8 protein-coding genes are annotated in these 16929 nt (G+C 69.3%); 2 read left to right on the top strand and 6 right to left on the bottom strand.

Features of this window, described 5'->3' with window-relative positions; genetic code table 11:
* Positions 1 to 12: 12 nt before the first annotated feature.
* The 6 genes from AC07PA_RS04835 to AC07PA_RS04810 all read right to left on the bottom strand — a co-directional run bounded on the left by AC07PA_RS04835 (position 13) and on the right by AC07PA_RS04810 (position 13287).
* Positions 13 to 1176, bottom strand: coding sequence for an alpha-hydroxy acid oxidase (locus tag AC07PA_RS04835; RefSeq protein WP_494604536.1), 1164 nt, complete (start codon positions 1174 to 1176; stop codon positions 13 to 15).
* A gap of 97 nt (positions 1177 to 1273) precedes the next feature.
* Entirely contained in the window at positions 1274 to 2134 is an 861-nt protein-coding gene (locus tag AC07PA_RS04830) for a DMT family transporter (protein WP_494604534.1), read from the bottom strand.
* Positions 2135 to 2221: 87 nt separating this feature from the next.
* Positions 2222 to 4501 (bottom strand): bifunctional diguanylate cyclase/phosphodiesterase, encoded by a 2280-nt coding sequence (locus tag AC07PA_RS04825; RefSeq protein WP_007854120.1) that lies wholly within the window; start codon positions 4499 to 4501, stop codon positions 2222 to 2224.
* 111 nt (positions 4502 to 4612) lie between these two features.
* Positions 4613 to 6976, bottom strand: a complete 2364-nt coding sequence (gene pbpC, locus AC07PA_RS04820; protein ID WP_494604532.1) for a penicillin-binding protein 1C — start codon at positions 6974 to 6976, stop codon at positions 4613 to 4615.
* Positions 6912 to 7280 (bottom strand): hypothetical protein, encoded by a 369-nt coding sequence (locus AC07PA_RS04815; RefSeq protein WP_007854116.1) that lies wholly within the window; start codon positions 7278 to 7280, stop codon positions 6912 to 6914. The genes pbpC and AC07PA_RS04815 overlap by 65 nt, the downstream gene beginning before the upstream one ends.
* Positions 7281 to 7317: 37 nt before the next feature.
* Positions 7318 to 13287 (bottom strand): alpha-2-macroglobulin family protein, encoded by a 5970-nt coding sequence (locus AC07PA_RS04810; RefSeq protein ID WP_494604735.1) that lies wholly within the window; start codon positions 13285 to 13287, stop codon positions 7318 to 7320.
* 236 nt (positions 13288 to 13523) lie between these two features.
* On the opposite strand from AC07PA_RS04810, the gene AC07PA_RS04805 reads away from it, so the two are divergent.
* Together AC07PA_RS04805 and opgC are read left to right on the top strand one after the other, a co-directional pair.
* Complete coding sequence (locus tag AC07PA_RS04805) at positions 13524 to 15644, top strand: catalase (RefSeq protein WP_494604530.1); 2121 nt, start codon at positions 13524 to 13526, stop codon at positions 15642 to 15644.
* Between the two features lie 9 nt (positions 15645 to 15653).
* On the top strand, positions 15654 to 16922 hold the full coding sequence (gene opgC, locus AC07PA_RS04800; protein WP_494604528.1) for an OpgC domain-containing protein: 1269 nt from the start codon (positions 15654 to 15656) through the stop codon (positions 16920 to 16922).
* Positions 16923 to 16929: the final 7 nt, after the last annotated feature.

The following is a 16929-nucleotide window of genomic DNA, read 5'->3' as shown; positions in this document are numbered from 1 at the left end:
CTGGCTGGATGCCTACACCGGGTAGGTGCCGGGCAGCAGGATCGAGCGGTCCACGTTGTTGATGTTGGTATGGCCGCAGAAGGCCATGGTGATGTCCAGTTCCTTCTGGATGATCTGCAGCGCACGGGTCACGCCGGCCTCGCCGAAGGCACCCAGGCCGTAGAGGAAACTGCGCCCAATCAGCGTGCCCTGCGCGCCCAGCGCGCGGGCCTTGAGCACGTCCTGCCCGCTGCGGATGCCGCCGTCCATCCAGACTTCGATGTCCTTGCCCACGGCCTGGGCGATGCCCGGCAGCGCGGCGATGGACGAGGGCGCACCGTCGAGCTGGCGCCCGCCGTGGTTGCTCACGATGAGCGCATCGGCCCCGCTGTCCACGGCCAGGCGCGCGTCCTCGGCGTCCATGATGCCCTTGAGCACCAGCTTGCCGCCCCAGCGCTTCTTGATCCACTCCACGTCGCCCCAGTTGAGCTGGGGGTCGAACTGCTCGGCCGTCCACGACGACAGCGACGACAGGTCGCCCACGCCCTTGGCATGGCCGACGATGTTGCCGAAGCTGCGGCGCTTCGTACCCAGCATGCCCAGGCACCACTGCGGCTTGGTGGCCAGGTTGATGAGGTTGCGCAGGGTGGGCTTGGGCGGGGTGGACAGGCCGTTCTTGATGTCCTTGTGGCGCTGGCCCAGGATCTGCAGGTCCAGCGTGAGCTGCAGCGCCGAGCAGTTGGCGGCCTTGGCGCGGTCGATCAGGCGCTCGATGAAGTCGCGGTCGCGCATCACGTAGACCTGGAACCAGAAGGGGTGGCGGCCGGTGTTCTCGGCGATGTCCTCGAGCGAGCAGATGCTCATGGTCGACAGCGTGAACGGAATGCCGAAGGCCTTGGCCGCACGCGCGCCCAGGATCTCGCCGTCGGCATGCTGCATGCCCGTGAGGCCGGTGGGCGCAATCGCCACGGGCATGGCCACGTCCTGGCCAAGCATGGTGGTGCGGGTGCTGCGGCCCTCCATGTTGACGGCCACGCGCTGGCGCAGCTTGATGGACTGGAACTCGGCTGTGTTGGCGCGGTAGGTGCCCTCGGTGTACGAGCCCGAATCGGCGTAGTCATAAAACATGCGCGGCACGCGGCGCTGGGCGACCACGCGCAGGTCTTCGATGCAGGTGATTTTCGACAGGTCAGGCACGGGGTCCCCTTGTTATGGATGCAGCGCATCGTAGCCCCGCCGCGGCGCGGGCGGCATGAAGGCTTTTGTGCGGCCGTTGAAATTTTTACATGGGCGATCAGCGGCGCGCCAGCGCCACCCCGGCGATGGCCATCACGAACCCGACGAGCTGGATGGGAGAGAGCGTCTCGCCGAAGATGAACCAGGCCTGCAGCGCCGACAGCGGTGGCACGGCCAGCAGCAGGGCTGTGGTGCGCGTGGCCTCTCCCTGGCGCATGAGCCAGATGAGCAGCGTGGCGCCACCGATGGACAGCACCAGCACCGAGAATGCCAGGTAGCCCCAGAGCGCGGCCGAGTTGTCCCAGTGCGGCTGGCCCACCGCGCCCGCCATGGCCAGCAGCACGGCCACGGCGCCGATGTTCTGCACGGCGCTGGCGCTGCGCAGGTCGTCGCCCGCGGCCAGGGGCGACTTCTGCACCATGGAGCCCACGGTGAGCGAGAAGATGCTGCCCGCTGCGACCAGCACCACGGGCAGCGACAGCGCGCTGGAATCGGCCGCCTGCAGGCGCGGCAGCAGCACCAGGCCCACGCCGCCAAAGCCCAGCGCCAGACCGGCCCAGGTGGTTCCCGACAGGCGCTTGCCCAGTACCGCCACGGCCAGCAGCGCCGTGAACAGCGGCTGCAGCGCGCCGATGAGCGACATGATGCCGGCCGCCAGCCCCTGCGACATGGCCCACCAGCTCGGGCCCAGGTACAGCCCGCTCATGAGCGCGCCGGCCAGCAGGTGCGTGGCGATGCGCCGCGCGCCCCGGGGCCAGGCAGCCCGCACCCAGAGCGCCGCACCGATGAAGGCGGCAGCCACGCAGGCAAAGCGCAATGCCAGGAACCAGAACGGGTCGGCATGGCTGGCCACGCCACGCCCCGCGAGAAAGCCCGTGGACCAGATCAGGACGAACAACACCGGGGCGAGCGCATGCATGGAAAGCGAGGAAAAAGCGGACAGAACCGCCGAGCATAGACGCATGCCGCCCGCCGCGCTGGGCAGGGCTGGCACGCCTGCCGCGTGCTAACCCGGCCCGGACTGCGGCGGCGTGATCACCCGCGGTTCGGCCCCGGGGCCCGCGTAGAGCATGAACTGCAGACGCCCGCCGCGCTTGGCGGCGTACATGGCGGCATCGGCGTGCTGCGTGAGCTCTTCGAAGGTGGCGCCATGCTCGGGGAACATGGCGATGCCACCGCTCAGGCCGATGCGCAGCGCCTCGCCACCCAGCTCGAAGGGGCTGGCCGCGCCAGCCAGCATCTTGCGGGCCACGCTGCAGGCGCCCTCCGCGTCCTCCAGGCCCGGCAGCAGCACCACGAACTCGTCGCCGCCCTGGCGGCAGACGGTGTCCGATCCACGCACGGCGGACTTCAGGCGCTGCGCGAACTGCACCAGCAGCCGGTCGCCCATGTCGTGCCCGAGCCGGTCGTTGACGGCCTTGAAACCGTCCAGATCCAGGTACATCACGGCCAGGCAACGGCGATCGCGCCGTGCGTGGGCGATGGCCAGCTGGGCGCGGTCCTGCAGCAGCAGGCGGTTGGGCAGGTCGGTCAGCGCGTCGTACTGGGCCAGGTGGGCCATGCGCGCCTGCATGGCCACGGCCTCGGTGACGTCGCGCAGCACGGCCACGGCACCGGTCACCGTGCCATGCCGGTCGGTGATGGTGCTGGCGGTTTCCTCGACATCGAAGCGCTGCCCCGACGTACGGTGCTGCACCACGCCACGCACCGGTACCTCGGGCGGATGGCCGTTGATGGCGCCATGCAGTGCGCTGGGCAGTATCCTGTCCGTGTCCGGCTCCTGCAGCCGGACCACGGCCTCGACCCGGCTGCCGGCGGCGTCGAAGGCCTGCCAGCCCGTCAGGCGCTCGGCCACCGGGTTGAGGTAGGTGATATGGCCCTGCGCATCGGCACAGATCACGGCATCGCCGATCGCCTGCAGGGTCAGGCGGATGCGCTCCTTCTCCTCGAACAGCTGTTCCTCCATGCGCTTGCGGTCGGTGATGTCGATGGTCTGCGAAAAAACGCCCCGCACCTGGTCGCCGTCCATGTCGGGCACGTAGGAGACGATGGCATGGTGCAGCTGCCCGGCCCGGTCGATCAGGGTGCATTCGAAGAGTTGGCGCTCGCCGCGCAGTGCACCGCGCAGGAAAGGCTCGCACATCGCGTACTGGTCGGGCCCGAGCAGCTCGCCAAAACGCATGCCGCGCAACTGCTCGGGTGCCACGCCGAACCAGGCGTCGTAGGCACTGTTGGCAAAACGGTTGGTGAGGTCCGCGTCCCAGTAGCTCACCAGCGACGGCAGGTTGTCGAGGATGGTCTGCCGGTCGCGCTCGGCCGCGCGCAATTCGGCGCTCACGGCCTGGCGGCGCAGCAGTTCGCGCACGAACAGCATGGCCAAGCCCACACAACCGGCCATGAGCAGCGCAGAAAAGATGCTCAGCACCCATGCGCTGCGGCGCCATTTGGCCAACACGGTGTCGCTGGACTGCGCGACATTCACGATCAGCGGGTAGGAGCCCACGTGCTCCCAGGCCTGCAGTTGGTGCGAGCCGTCGGCAGCCGCCGCATCGACCGCGTCGATGCCCACCGCCGTGGCTTGCAGCCGTGCCAGGGCGGCCGTGCCAGCGATGGTCGTATTCACATCGCCCTGGGCCAGCGGAAAGCGCGAGACAAGCAGCCCGTCCGTGCGGTACAGGTCCACCCGGCTGCCCACCCCCAGGTCGAGCGAACCGAACAGCCTGTCGAAATAATTCAGGCGGATGGCACCGACCACGACACCCGCGAAGCGGCCGTTCTGGTGGTAGTAGGCCCTGGTCAACGGAAGAATGTACAGCCCGGTGATGCGCGACGGTACGGGGCGACCCACGTGCAGGCCTTGTTGCCCGCCTTGGGAGAAGGCGAGAAAGTAGTCCCGATCGGCAAAGTTGGCCTGGCGCGGCTTCAGGGCGGACGAGTCCAGCACCACATCGCCCCGCTCATCGACCACCAGCACCGAGCCGGAGCCTGGCACCTGCAGGGAGTTGTCGAACAAAACGCCGTTGCGTATCTCGGGCGGCAAAGCCATCACCTCGGGGCGCTCCAGCCCCGCCACCACGCCCTTGAGCGATTCATCGAGCGAGCGAAGCGTGCCGCCAAGGCTTCGCTCCAGCGTGCTGGCCAGGTTGGCATTGGTGCGGCTGGCGTAGTCCCAGCTGTCCTCCCGCATGGTCCAGATGGTGCGGGCAAACAGCAAACCGATGCCCAGGGACACCAGCAGGGCCAGCCAGATCAGCCTGTGGGAGAAAAACTGGCGGGAAAAGTGCATGGACAAGCGTGCGTTGCGGGGCAAGCGTCATGCAGACCCGGTTATTTGCAACACAGTGTAACGTCGCCCATAGCCCCGGCATAGCGCGAAAAGGCAGGGCTTTTGCGGCACTTATCGGCGCGCTGGCGGGCTGGCGCCGGCCGCCCGCACACCCGCCCCGCGCACTTCGAACTGCAGCGTGTCATGCACCTTGCCGCGCGCGTCCACCAGTTCCAGCCGGTGGCGCCCGGGCCAGGGCGGCCAGGCCCAGCGGGCACCCCGCCCCTGCTCGCGCCCGTCGATGCGCCAGCGCAGGTCGCGCCCGCCGCTGGCCACGAACTGCAGGCGCTGGCGCTCGGGCGGAATGTCGGGATCGAGCGCGATGATGGTGCCCGGCACCGGCGCCAGGATGCGCGCCGAGGGCGCTTCGTCGGCAGCTTCCGCCGTGGCGGGAGCGGCCCGCAAGGGCCTGGTACCGCGCTTCGCGGCCACGGAGTCGTCGGCCGGCCCGGCGTCGATGGCAAAGCGCGCCTGCTGGGTGCCGGGAACAAACCATTCCTCGCGCGCCGCCTCCAGCGGCAGCGGTGCCGCCCCTTCCGGCGCCGCCTGCAGGGGGCCGAACTGCACGGCCTGGCGCACCAGGCCCTTGGGCGCTGTGGGTGGCCGGCTGGGCTCGCGCGCATGCAGGAAGCCCATCACCGCGGCCCAGATGGGCGCGGCGCCGCTGGTGCCGCTCACGTCGTGCATGGCCGCACCGCTGGCATTGCCGACCCACACGCCGACCGTGTAGCGCTGCGACCAGCCCACGGCCCAGTTGTCGCGCATGTCCTTGCTGGTGCCGGTCTTCACGGCCGACCAGAAGCGCGTGGCGAGCACGCTGTCGGTGCCGAAGGTGCGCGAGCGCGCATTGCCGTCGGACAGGATGTCGCCCACGATGAAGGCCGCGCCGGCATCGATGGCGCGCACCGGCGCCGCGCCTGGCTGGCCCGGCCACACCCGCACCGGCCCGCGGTTGCCGCCGTTGGCCAGGGTGCGGAAGGCGTTCGTCAGGTGCAAGAGCGGCACCTCGGGGCTGCCCAGCGCCAGGCTGTAGCCGAAGTAGTCGCCGCTCTCGCGCAGCGGCAGGCCCAGGGCGCCGAGCTGGCGGTGGAAGGCATCGGGCGTGACCATGACCAGCGTGCGCACCGCCGGCACGTTGAGCGAGGCCGCCAGCGCAGTGCGCGCCGAGACCCAGCCCTTGAACTGCCGGTCGTAGTTCTGCGGGATGTAGAGACCGCCGGCCGTGGCGATGTGGGCCGGCGAATCGTCCACCAGCGAGGCCGCCGTGAGCCGCCGCTCGGCAATCGCCTGGGCATAGAGGAAGGGCTTGAGCGTGGAGCCCGGCTGGCGCAGGGCCTGCACGCCGTCGACCTCGCCGGCCTGGCTGAGCTGGCCCGAGGAGCCGACCCAGGCGAGCACGGCGCCCGTGGCGTTGTCGAGCACCAGCACCGCGCCGTCCTCGACGTTGCGGCCCTGCAGCTCGCGCAGGTGCTGGGCCAGCGTCTGCACGGCAAAGCGCTGCAGGGGTGCGCGCAGGGTGCTGGCCACCTGTTCGGGCACGGGGGCTGCGCCCGGCACGGCCTGCTGCTGGCGCAGCAGGTAGCGCGCGAAGTGCGGGGCCATGCCCTCGCTGGCACCGAAGGCCCTGCGCTGCAGCGCCGCGGTGACGAACAGGTCCAGCGCATCGCAGTCCACGCGGGCCGCCGCCTGGCCCGGGCGCTGCTGCAGATCGCGCAGCACGCCGCAGGCGCGCTGCGACACCAGCGCAGGCCGGGCATTGGGCGCGCGCACCAGTGCGGCGGCCACGGCCGCCTCGCGGTCGTCGAGGCCGTGGGCGGCCTTGTCGAACAGGGTGCGGCTCAGCGCGTCGATGCCCACCAGCTCGCTGCGAAATGGCACCAGGTTGAGGTAGGCCTCCAGCACCTGGTCCTTGCGCCAGCGGCGGTCCAGCACCTGGGCGGCCACGGTCTGGCCGAGCTTTTGCACCACGCTGCGCCCGCCCGGGCCCTGGCGCCAGTCGCCGTCGAGCAGGCCGGCCAGCTGCATGGTGATGGTGCTGGCACCGCGCGTGCGCTGGTTCCAGAGGTTGCCCCAGGCGGCCGCCGAGGCGGCGCGCCAGTCCACACCGCTGTGTTCGTAGAAGCGCTTGTCCTCGCTGAGCACCAGGGCCGCACGCAGCGCCGGCGAGATGTCGGCCAGCGGCACCCACTGGCCGCGGCGCACCGTGGCATCGGTGCGCAGGCGCTGGACGACCTCGCCCTCCTGCGAGAGGACCAGGGTATCGGAGGGCCTGAAATCCTGGCGCACCTCGGTGAAGCTGGGGATCGCATGGGCCGGCAGCGCCGCCGCGGCCGCCAGGGTCAGCGCCAGGCGGCGCCACCAGAGGGCCGGATCAGCCACCGGGATGCTCCCGCTCGAAGCGCTTCTCGGCCTCGGTGAGGTGGTGCAGCAGCACATGCGAGATGAGGTTGACGCCGATGCCACCGAAGACGGCCGGCAGCACGTAGAGCGCGATCGATACCTCGGACGCGAACACCGCGTCGTCGGCCGCCGAGAGCGTCTGGCGGGCCAGTGCCGCCATGCTTTGCAGCAGGTAGACGTCGACGCCCGCGATGAGCACCAGCGCAATGCCGAAGCCCAGCACGGCCGGGCGCGAGATGGCGCGGGTGCGCAGCAGCGCCGCATAGATGCCCGCAGGCAGCACCAGCGAGAACACCACCAGCACCCAGAACCGCAGCTCCACGAAGACGCTGGCGTTCATGGCCGGTGCCTCCCTGGCCAGGCTGCGGCGCGGGCTGTCACTTGGCGGCCTCCACCTTCACGCGGGCGTTGGGGAACTCGCCGAACATCTCGGGCGCGTACATGGCCTCCACGCGGCTCGGGGGCAGTGCAAAGTCGCCCACGTTGTTCAGGCGCACGGTGTACTCCATCTTCACCGTGCCCTTGGGCAGGTAGTGGTAGTAGCTGCGGAAGGACTCGAAGCTGCGCTCCTCGAACGCCGGCCAGCCGCTGCCGCTGCGCTTTTCGCCCTGGGTGGCGATCTCGGAGTCGCGGCCCAGGCCGCTGCCCAGGATGGTGGCACCGCCGGGCACCGGGTCGGTGATGGCGACCCAGGTCATGTCGGCACTGGCATTGACCTCCAGCGTCACGCGCAGCACGTCGCCGCGCGTGTACTGGCCGGCGGGCAACGACTTGTTGGCCTGCTCCACCGGGGTGATGGTCTTCTTGATGGCGTAGCCGGCGGCGAACGGGGCTTTCAGCTGGATGGCGGCCACCGACTGCAGCGTGAGCCAGGGCTTGCCCGTGCCCTGGTGGGCGACGGACAGGCTTTCCTTGCCGCCCGCGGCCGCCCAGGGCAGGAACATGCCGTTGTTGCGCAGGTTGCCCGGTGCGGCGGGTGCGCCGAACCAGGTGGTCTGGTGCGCGGCGCCGCCGGCATCCGAGGTCTTGATGCGCTCGACCTTGCTCCAGTCCACGCTGGCAGTGTTCGTGCCCATGCTGGCCTTGGTGCTGCCCGCGACCGGCGTGGCCTCGAACTTGGCCGAGAACTTTTCGAGCGCCAGGCCGCCCCAGAGGTTGGCCGTGGTGGTGTGCCAGGCGCCGCCCTGCTGGCGGCTGATGAAGCCATTGGCCAGGCGGCCCATGTCATCCTTCCAGCCCGGGTCGTCCATCACGGCCAGTATCAGGCGCGCGGTGTTGACGTCGCCGTTCTGCATCAGCCACCACCAGTAGTCGTCCTGCTCGGTGCTGAAGATGGCCTTGGTGCCCTGGAACGACAGGCGGCTGCGCAGGATCTGCATGGCTTCGGCCAGGCGCTTGTCGCGTTCGGGCACGTCGGCCACGCGGCGCAGCACGTTCACCCAGTCGATCACCGAGTGCGTGGGCCACTGGTTGGGCGCCACGGTGATGCTGCTGACCATGCGCCCCTGGGCCTTGCCATAGCGCGACAGGGCCTCGATGGCGGCCAGCTTGCGCATGTCCAGGTCCTTGCGCGGGCTCCAGAACTCGCGCTGGATGCGGCCTTCGATGAAGGCGATCAGGCCCCGCTCCATGGGCGCGCGCGCATCGTCGGGCAAAGCGAATGCCGGGTCGATGCTGGAGGCCTCGTGGGTCGCCGCCAGCAGGTAGGCCGTGAGCGTGTCGCTGCCGCGGTTGGCGTCGCCGTCGCGCGGCGGGAAGTAGTTGGCCAGGCCGTCGCTGTCGAGGTAGGTGGGCAACTGGGCCACCACGGTCTGCCAGAGCTTGCCGTCGCGCATGCCCACGGCCTTGCTGGTCTTCTGCTCCAGGCAGGCAAACGGGTAGTTGGCCCACCAGTCGCGCACGCCGGGCAGGCCTTCGGCCAGCTTGGGCTGCAGCGACATCTTCAGGCCGCCGCGGCCGGGCAATGCATCGGCCGGCGGGTTCACGTCCAGGGTGAAGCTGCCGTCCACCTGCACCAGCGTGGCCTGCTGCACCGTGAGCGGGATCGCCGGGATGATGCGCTGGCGCGCCTTGAGCGCATCGCGCGCGCCGCTCACGGTGTCCTTGGCATCGATCTCCCAGAGGATGGCTTCGGCGCGGGTCTGCGCCAGCTGGGCCGGCGCGGTCACGTTCCAGGCCACCTCGCGCGATTCGCCCGCGGGGATGTCGATGGTCTGGGGCTTCACATCCAGCAGCGTGGCGCGCGGCGACACCTCGACCTTCATGGCCGCCTTGGTGGTGTTGCGCAGCGTGAGCTGGGCGCGGAACTGGTCGTCCTCGCGCACCAGCGGCGGCAGGCCGCTGATGATCTGCAGGTCCTGCGTGGCGCGGATGCTGGTGCTGCCGGTGCCGAACAGGCCCACCGAGGCATCGGCCACGGCCACGATCTTGAAGGTGGTGAGTGCGTCGTTCAGGGGCACCGTCACCTTGGCCTGGCCATTGGCGTCGAGCTTGAGCGCGGGCTCCCAGAGCAGCAGGGTCTCGAGCAGCTCGCGCGTCTGCGCGCGGCCGCCGCCGCCGCCCGCGGGCACGGCTTTCTTGCCGTAGTGGCGCCGGCCGATGATCTCCATCTGCGCGGTGGAGGTCTGCACGCCCCAGCTGCGCCGCTGCAGCATGGATTCGAGCAGGTTCCAGCTGGTGTTGGGCATCAGCTCCAGCAGCGCCTGGTCCACGGCGGCCAGCGCCACCTCGGCATTGGCGGCAGGCTTGCCATTGGGCAGGGTGGCGGTGATGGTGACCTGCGCCTTGCCGCGCACGGCATAGCTTTCCTTGTCGGCCACGACCTTCACGTCGATCTGGTGCGCCTTGCTGCCCACGCGGATCTCGGCCAGGCCCAGGCGGAAGGCCGGCTTGGACAGGTCCACCATGGCCGTGGGGGCCTGGTATTCCTTGCCTTCGTACCAGAACGAGCTCCACCACTCGCGTGGCGACTTGAAGCCCCAGGTGAAGAAGCTGTACCAGGGCACGTCGCGCAGGCGTCCGCGCAGGGCCAGCACGCTCACATAGACGTTGGGGCCCCAACCGTCCTCGATCTTGAGCTCGATGGTCGGGTCCTGGCCGTTGAGCTGCACCACGCGCGTGTCGATGATGCCTTCGCGCTCCACGGCCACCAGGGCCGTGGCGAAGCGAAAGGGCATGCGCACCTGGAACTTGGCGGTCTCGCCGGGCTGGTAGCTCTTCTTCTCGGGCAGCAGGTCGATGCGGTCGTGGTCCTCGCCGCCGAACCACAGCTCGCCCTGGCGCGTGACCCAGACGGACGATGCCGCCTCGCTGGTGTTGCCGTCGCGGTCGCTGGCAATGGCCACCAGCTCTACCTCGCCGGCCTCGTCGAGCTTGGACTCGCACAGCAGCAGGCCGCGGCTGTCGCTCTTGCCGCTGCAGACGGTGCCCAGGTCCTTGGTCTCGGTCTGGTTGTCGTAGCTGTAGAAGCCGCCCACCATGCGCTTGCGCGTAGTGGTGGTGATGCGTGCCACGGCCTTGACCTGCAAGGGCACGTCGGCCGCGGCGGAGCCGTTGTGCTGCAGCGCCAGCGCCTGGAAGCGGATCTTCTGCTTGGCCGACACCCAGCCTTCGGTCTTGATGCCGGCCACCACGCCCGCGGGCCACACGGTCTGCGTGCTGCGCAGGGTCTGCACCTCGCCATTGGGGTCGGCGTAGGTGGCCTCCATCACCAGGTCCTGGGGCTGGCGCCCCTGGGGCACGTTCTCGATGGTGAGCTTGCCGGCGCCGTTGCGGTCCAGCGTCACGGCCAGCTTGTCGGCGATCACGCGGCTGTCCTGGCTCGCGGCGGCCTCCTCGTCGTCGCTGTTGCCGCTGCCCGACTGGCCACGCTTGCGCGGCGGGTTGAAGCTGAAGGCGTCGTAGTCGTTGTACTGCAGGGACTTGCTGCGCACCATGGCCGACACCCGCACCGGCAGGTTGGCGGCCCCGCCGCCGGCCACGTAGTTGATCTGCACGTCGGTGGGCACGGAGCGCACGCGCACCAGGGCCTTCTTGTCGGTCGGGGCGATCCGGCCTTCGAGCACCGGCAGGCGGAACTCTTCCACCCGGAACTGGCCCGAGCTGAAGCTGCGCTCGCTGCCACCAGCATTGCGCAGCTCCACCGAGTACATGCCGAGCTTGGCCGCTGGCGGCACGGCAAAGCTGCTCTGCGCGCTGAAGCCGCCCGTGGCGGTGCTGCGCCAGGCCAGGGGCTGGGTGTACTGCTGGCCGCTGCCCAGGTGGGTGATCACCAGCGTGGTGGGCCGGCTCTCGGGGATGTCGAAGCCCTTGCGCGTCTCGGTGCGCAGCAGGTGCTTCATCGACACCGTCTCGCCCGCCCGGAACAGGGTGCGGTCGAAGATGGTGTGGGCACGCTCGTCGGGATTGGGTTCGTTGCTGGTGGGCACGTTGAAACGCCAGGGCTCGATGCCGCGCTGCCAGTCGCTCCAGGTGAAGGCCATGTCCTCCACGCCGTCGGCGCCCTTGCTGCGCGCGCTGACGAAGTAGGCACGTTCGCCCTCTTCACCGCACTGCTCGGGCTCCGGCGACAGGCCTTCGAGGCTGGCCACGCCCTGGGCATTGGTGGTGCCGGTGGCCAGCTCGCGGCCGCTGCAGTCGGACACGCGCACCGTGGCGCCGGCCACGGGCTGGCCCTTGTCCAGGCTGGTGACCCAGGCCAGCGCGTTCTCGCGGCCGAGCTTGAAGTGCACGCCCAGGTTGGTCACCAGCGCCGAGGTGCGCACGTACATGGTGCGGGCATCGCCATGGCGTTCGTCAAGCAGCGAGTTGCCGAGCAGCTGCGAGGCGATCTCCACCACATGGAAGCCGGGCGCCAGCGGAATGCCCACCACCTCGAAGGGGCGCGGGTCGTTGTTCGCGGGCTTGGGCAGGTCCAGCGTCTTCACGCCGTTCTGCCCGCCGAGCAGGGAGACCATGCGCGACTGCACATAGTCGCGGTCGTTGTCGAGCACCTTGGGCAGCGGGCCCTTGGTGTCGCGGCGCGCTTCCTTGCGGTCGACGTTGTAGTTGTCATAGCGCTTGACCTTGCGGAACCAGGCGATGATGTCCGAGTCGCTGGTGGGCCGCAGGGTGCTCACCTTGCCGGCGGGTGTCGCGGGCGTGCCGCTGCCCGCCTGCAGGCCCTGCACCTTGAGGGCCGCTTCCACATTGCGCAAGGTGACGGGCAGCAGCGCCGGGCCCTCGGGGCCTTCGGCAAAGCGTTCGACGATGCCGAAGGGCGCGGCCGCAAACTTGGCCAGCGGCGGCCTGCCGCCCGTGGCCACCTTGAGCGGGAAGCTGTCGGCATTGCGCAGCGTGCGGCCCGAGGCGTCCTTGAAATCCTTGGGCAGTTCGATGGTGAACTGGGTGTTCTCGGCCAGCGGAGCCGTGAACTGCAGGCTGGTGACCACGGAATCGGGGTTCTTGTCCTCGTCCGCACCGCCTTCGAGCTGCGGCTTGATGGTTTCCTTGCCCGACTTCAGGCGGATGCCGGCCGCCAGCTTGCGCGACAGCGGGGCATTGAAGGACAGGCCCATCGGGCGGATCGGCAGGCAGGCGGCCTGCGCGTTCTCGCGCTCGCAGCTGAACTCGGCCGAGAAGGGTTCGCGCACCTTGTAGGCAAAGCGCTTTTCCACCGCGTTGGCCACGCCGCTCGGCGTGGTCACGCCCTTGCCGAAGACGAACTGCATGCGCGAGCCGGAGGTCAGGCGCCGGTTGCAGGCCAGGCTCACGTACTGCAGCGGCTGCTGGGCAGCGCGCTTGTCCAGGCCCAGCGACTTGAGGATTTCATCGCGCTGGCTGCCCTCGACCAGGCGCACGGGGACCTTCTCGCCCACGCCGTCGAGCGCGCACCAGGTGTTGGCCTTGATGCTGTCGAGCGTGGCCGGGCCGTTGAGCTGCAGCACGAAGACCTGCTCTTCGTCGATGTCCTGGTAGGTGCCGGGGCGCATGTTCTGCACGAACGGGCCGCCGGTGTTGAACTGGAAGCTCGTGGGCCCGGTCAGCGCCGTGCCGCTGGCCGACTTGAAGCCCGCCTTGACTGCGGCAGTGCAGCGCACGCCCGGGGGCAGGTCGTTCTCGAAGTCGAAGACCCATTCCTTCTCGCCCGTCCAGCGGCCATTGCCCTTGGTGGCGGCGGCATCGCTGCAGCTCAGGGTCAGCGGTGGTGGCGCCTTGGGGTCGCCGAAATTGACGGCCGCCGCGTCGAACTTGGCCACCACCTGGCGCACGCGCGCGACCTCGCCCTGGGGGGACAGGCTCGTGATCTGCAGGGCATGGGCGGTCCCCATGGCCCCCACGGTCGCCAGCGACAGGCCGGCGGCAAACATCCAGTTCTTGGCTTTCACGCGATCCCCTCCAAAGGAACTGGCAAGCGTAACAAAACCGCATGGCATGGAGACCTGCGTTGCAAGCACTTACGTATCCAGGGCGTGCGCCACTTCACGGAAGGGGCCTTTTTTGCGCCGCCGACAGGAGGACGGCCCATGGTCCTACCTCCACCCGCGCGCTGCTGGGGAAAGATGCCATCTGACCCACGTCCCCGCCCCCCATTTCTGGAGCATCCATGGCCAAGTCCCCAGCCGTCCGCACGCCCGCGGACAAGCCACGTTCGACCCGATCCACCACCCCGGCGCCCGACACCTTGCGCGGCAATGGTGACGAATTGCAACAGCAAGCCGGCGCCGATTACCCGGTCATGACGACCCAGGTGGGCATACCGATCGCCGACAACCAGAACTCGCTGCGCAGCACGCCACGCGGCCCCTCGCTGCTCGAAGACTTCATCCTGCGCGAGAAAATCACGCATTTCGACCACGAGCGTATTCCCGAACGCATCGTGCACGCCCGCGGCACGGCCGCGCACGGCTACTTCGAGCTGACCGAATCGCTGGCCGACTACACCACGGCCCGCGTGCTCACCGAAGTGGGGGTGCAAACGCCCGTGTTCACCCGCTTTTCCACCGTGGCCGGCGGTGCCGGCTCGGTGGACACGCCGCGCGACGTGCGCGGCTTCGCCGTCAAGCTCTACACGCAGGAGGGCAACTGGGACATCGTGGGCAACAACATCCCGGTGTTCTTCATCCAGGACGCGATGAAGTTCCCCGACCTCGTGCACGCCGTGAAGATGGAGCCCGACCGCGGTTACCCGCAGGCCGGCAGCGCCCACGATACCTTCTGGGACTTCGTCTCGCTGATGCCCGAGACCCTGCACATGGTGATGTGGGCCATGAGCGACCGCACCATCCCGCGCAGCCTGCGCACGATGGAAGGCTTTGGCGTGCACTCGTTCCGCCTGGTGAATGCCGAGGGCAAGAGCACCTTCGTGAAGTTCCACTGGCGGCCGAAGCTGGGTATCCAGTCCACGGTGTGGGACGAGGCCGTGAAACTGCAGGCGGCCGACAACGACTACCACCGCCGCGACCTGTTCGAGGCCATCGAGGCCGGCAACTACCCCGAATGGGACTTCGCCGTGCAGCTCTTCACCGAAGAAGAGGCAGCCAGCTTCCCCTTCGACCACCTGGATGCGACCAAGCTGATTCCCGAGGAGCTGGTACCGCTGCGCACCATCGGCCGCATGGTGCTCAACCGCTGGCCCGACAACTTCTTTGCCGAGACCGAGCAGGTGGCCTACTGCCCGGCCAATGTGCCGCCGGGCGTGGATTTTTCCAACGACCCGCTGCTGCAGGGCCGGCTGTTCTCGTACCTGGACACGCAGCTGTCGCGCCTGGGCGGCCCGAATTTCGCGCAGATCCCGGTCAACGCGCCCAAGTGCCCGTTCCACAACATGCAGCGCGACGGCCACATGCAGATGAACGTGCCCAAGGGCCGCGTCAACTACGAGCCCAGCAGCCTGCAGGGCGACACGCCCCGCGCCTCGCAGGCGCAGGGGTTCCGCCATTTCGCCGAAGCCGCCGACGCGGGTGCCAAGGGCCGCATCCGGGCCGAAAGCTTTGCCGACCACTACAGCCAGGCGCGCATGTTCTTTCGCAGCCAGAGCGAGCTGGAGCAGTCGCACATCGCCTCGGCCATCGTGTTCGAGCTGTCCAAGGTGGCCACCGTCCACGTGCGCGAGGCCGTGGTCGGCCACCTGCAGCATGTGGACCCTGCCCTCGCCCAGCGCGTGGCCGATGGCCTGGGCATGGATGCAATGCCACCCAAGCCCCCAGCCGCCGTGAAGCCGCAGGACCTGCCACTGTCGCCCGCGCTGCGCATCATCGACCGCATGCAGCCGACGCTGGAAGGCCGCTGCGTGGGCCTGCTGGTCCACGACGGCACCAACGCCAAGTCGGTGGCGACCCTGCGAAAGGCCATCGAGAAGGCGGGCGCCACGGTGAAGATCGTCGCGCCCAAGGTGGGTGGTGCCGTGATGGACGATGGCAGCCGCCTGCCCGCCGATGGGCAATTGGCCGGAACACCCTCCACGGTGTTCGATGCCGTGGCCTCGATACTCTCGACCGAGGCGGGCCAGAAGCTCGCGCGCGAAGCTGCTGCCGTGGACTGGTTCCGCGATGCCTTCGGCCACCTCAAGGCCATCGGCGCCTGCCCCGGCACGCAGGCCATCCTTCAGGCGGCTGGTATCGAGCCCGATGCCGGCGTGGTGGACCCCAAGGACAGCAAGGCCTTCATCGCTGCCGCGCAGACGCGCCAGTGGGACAGAGAGCCCAAGCTACGCACCCTCGCCTGAGGAGCCACCATGCCCCCCGCGCCCGCCCCGCCCTCCCAACGCAGTTGGGAGATCGATGCAGCCCGGGGGCTGATGTTGCTGCTGATGACAGTAACGCACCTGCCCACGCGACTCACCTCGCCGCTGGGCCAGCCCTTCGGCTACGTGTCCGCGGCGGAGGGCTTCGTGCTGCTGTCGGCCTACATGGCCGGCATGGTCTACGGCCGCGTGGCCTGGCGCAAGAGCGTGGCCGAGATGCACCATGCCTTCTGGCGCCGCGCCCTCAAGATCTATGCCTGCCATGCGGCGCTGCTGTTGTTCCTGTTCACGGTGATCGCCTTCATCGGCATCCGCATCGAGCAGCCGGCCGTGGTGGACCTGCTGAACTTCTACGTCAGGCAGCCGTTCACGGCCCTGGTGGGCGGACTGCTGCTGCTCTACGAGCCGCCACTCCTGGATATCCTGCCACTGTACGTGCTGTTCATGCTGGCCAGCCCCTGGGTGATGGTCATCGCCTTCGTCTGGGGCTGGCGCCCGGTGATGGCCGTGAGCGGGCTGGTGTGGCTGCTGGCCCAGTTCGGGCTCTCACGCTGGGTGTACGACGGGGTGAGCGCCCTGGTGCCGCTGCCCGTGCCCTTCAACGAGACCGGGGCCTTCGTGATGTGGAGCTGGCAGTTCCTGTGGATGCTGGGGCTGTGGATGGGGGCCACGCGCAACGATCCGAACGCGCCAGCCTTTGCCTTCCCGCGCTGGTCGGTACTGGCGGCGCTGGCCCTGGCCCTCTTCCTGATGGGCTGGCGGCATCTGGTCGGCCAGATTCCCTTCCACCCGGAGGGACCTTACGCCGTATTCAACCCCTGGTTCGACAAGTGGGCGCTGGGGCCCATGCGCATGATCAATGTGTTCGTGCTGGTGCTGCTCACCATCCACTACGGCCCCCGCCTGGCAGCCCGCATGCCGCGCCAGCGCTGGCTGGAGACATTGGGCTCGGCCTCGCTGCCGGTGTTCTGCGCGCACCTGGTGCTGGTGCTGCTGGTGCTGGTGGGACTGGGGGCAAAGTACGACCGCCCTTGGGGCGCCGACCTGGCACTGCTGGCAGCCTCGTTCGCGGTGCTCCATGCGGTGGCGCGCGCGACCCTGTGGCTGGAACGGCACCAGAAGGAGGACACCACGCCACCGGCCATGTTGGCGCCCGGCCAGAGGCGCCCGCCGATGTATCCACCCGCGCCCGCGCCTGCCCGCACAGCGGTGCAGCCGGCCCCGCACGATCAGACCAAGGCCAACCCCATACCGGGCTGAGCCGGGC

This window comes from Acidovorax sp. GW821-FHT09B03 (assembly GCF_059418305.1).
The sequence above is the reverse complement of the archived record's forward strand: the minus strand, read 5'-3'. Positions and strand labels throughout refer to the sequence as shown.

Coding starts and splice junctions, on each gene's coding strand:
- AC07PA_RS04830 (WP_494604534.1), bottom strand. CDS start 2,134: ATGCATGCGCTCGCCCCGGTGTTGTTCGTCCTGATCTGGTCCACGGGC.
- AC07PA_RS04825 (WP_007854120.1), bottom strand. CDS start 4,501: ATGCACTTTTCCCGCCAGTTTTTCTCCCACAGGCTGATCTGGCTGGCC.
- pbpC (WP_494604532.1), bottom strand. CDS start 6,976: ATGTGCTGCTGCACCACCTCACCGAGGCCGAGAAGCGCTTCGAGCGGG.
- AC07PA_RS04815 (WP_007854116.1), bottom strand. CDS start 7,280: ATGAACGCCAGCGTCTTCGTGGAGCTGCGGTTCTGGGTGCTGGTGGTG.
- AC07PA_RS04810 (WP_494604735.1), bottom strand. CDS start 13,287: ATGTTTGCCGCCGGCCTGTCGCTGGCGACCGTGGGGGCCATGGGGACC.
- AC07PA_RS04805 (WP_494604530.1), top strand. CDS start 13,524: ATGGCCAAGTCCCCAGCCGTCCGCACGCCCGCGGACAAGCCACGTTCG.
- opgC (WP_494604528.1), top strand. CDS start 15,654: ATGCCCCCCGCGCCCGCCCCGCCCTCCCAACGCAGTTGGGAGATCGAT.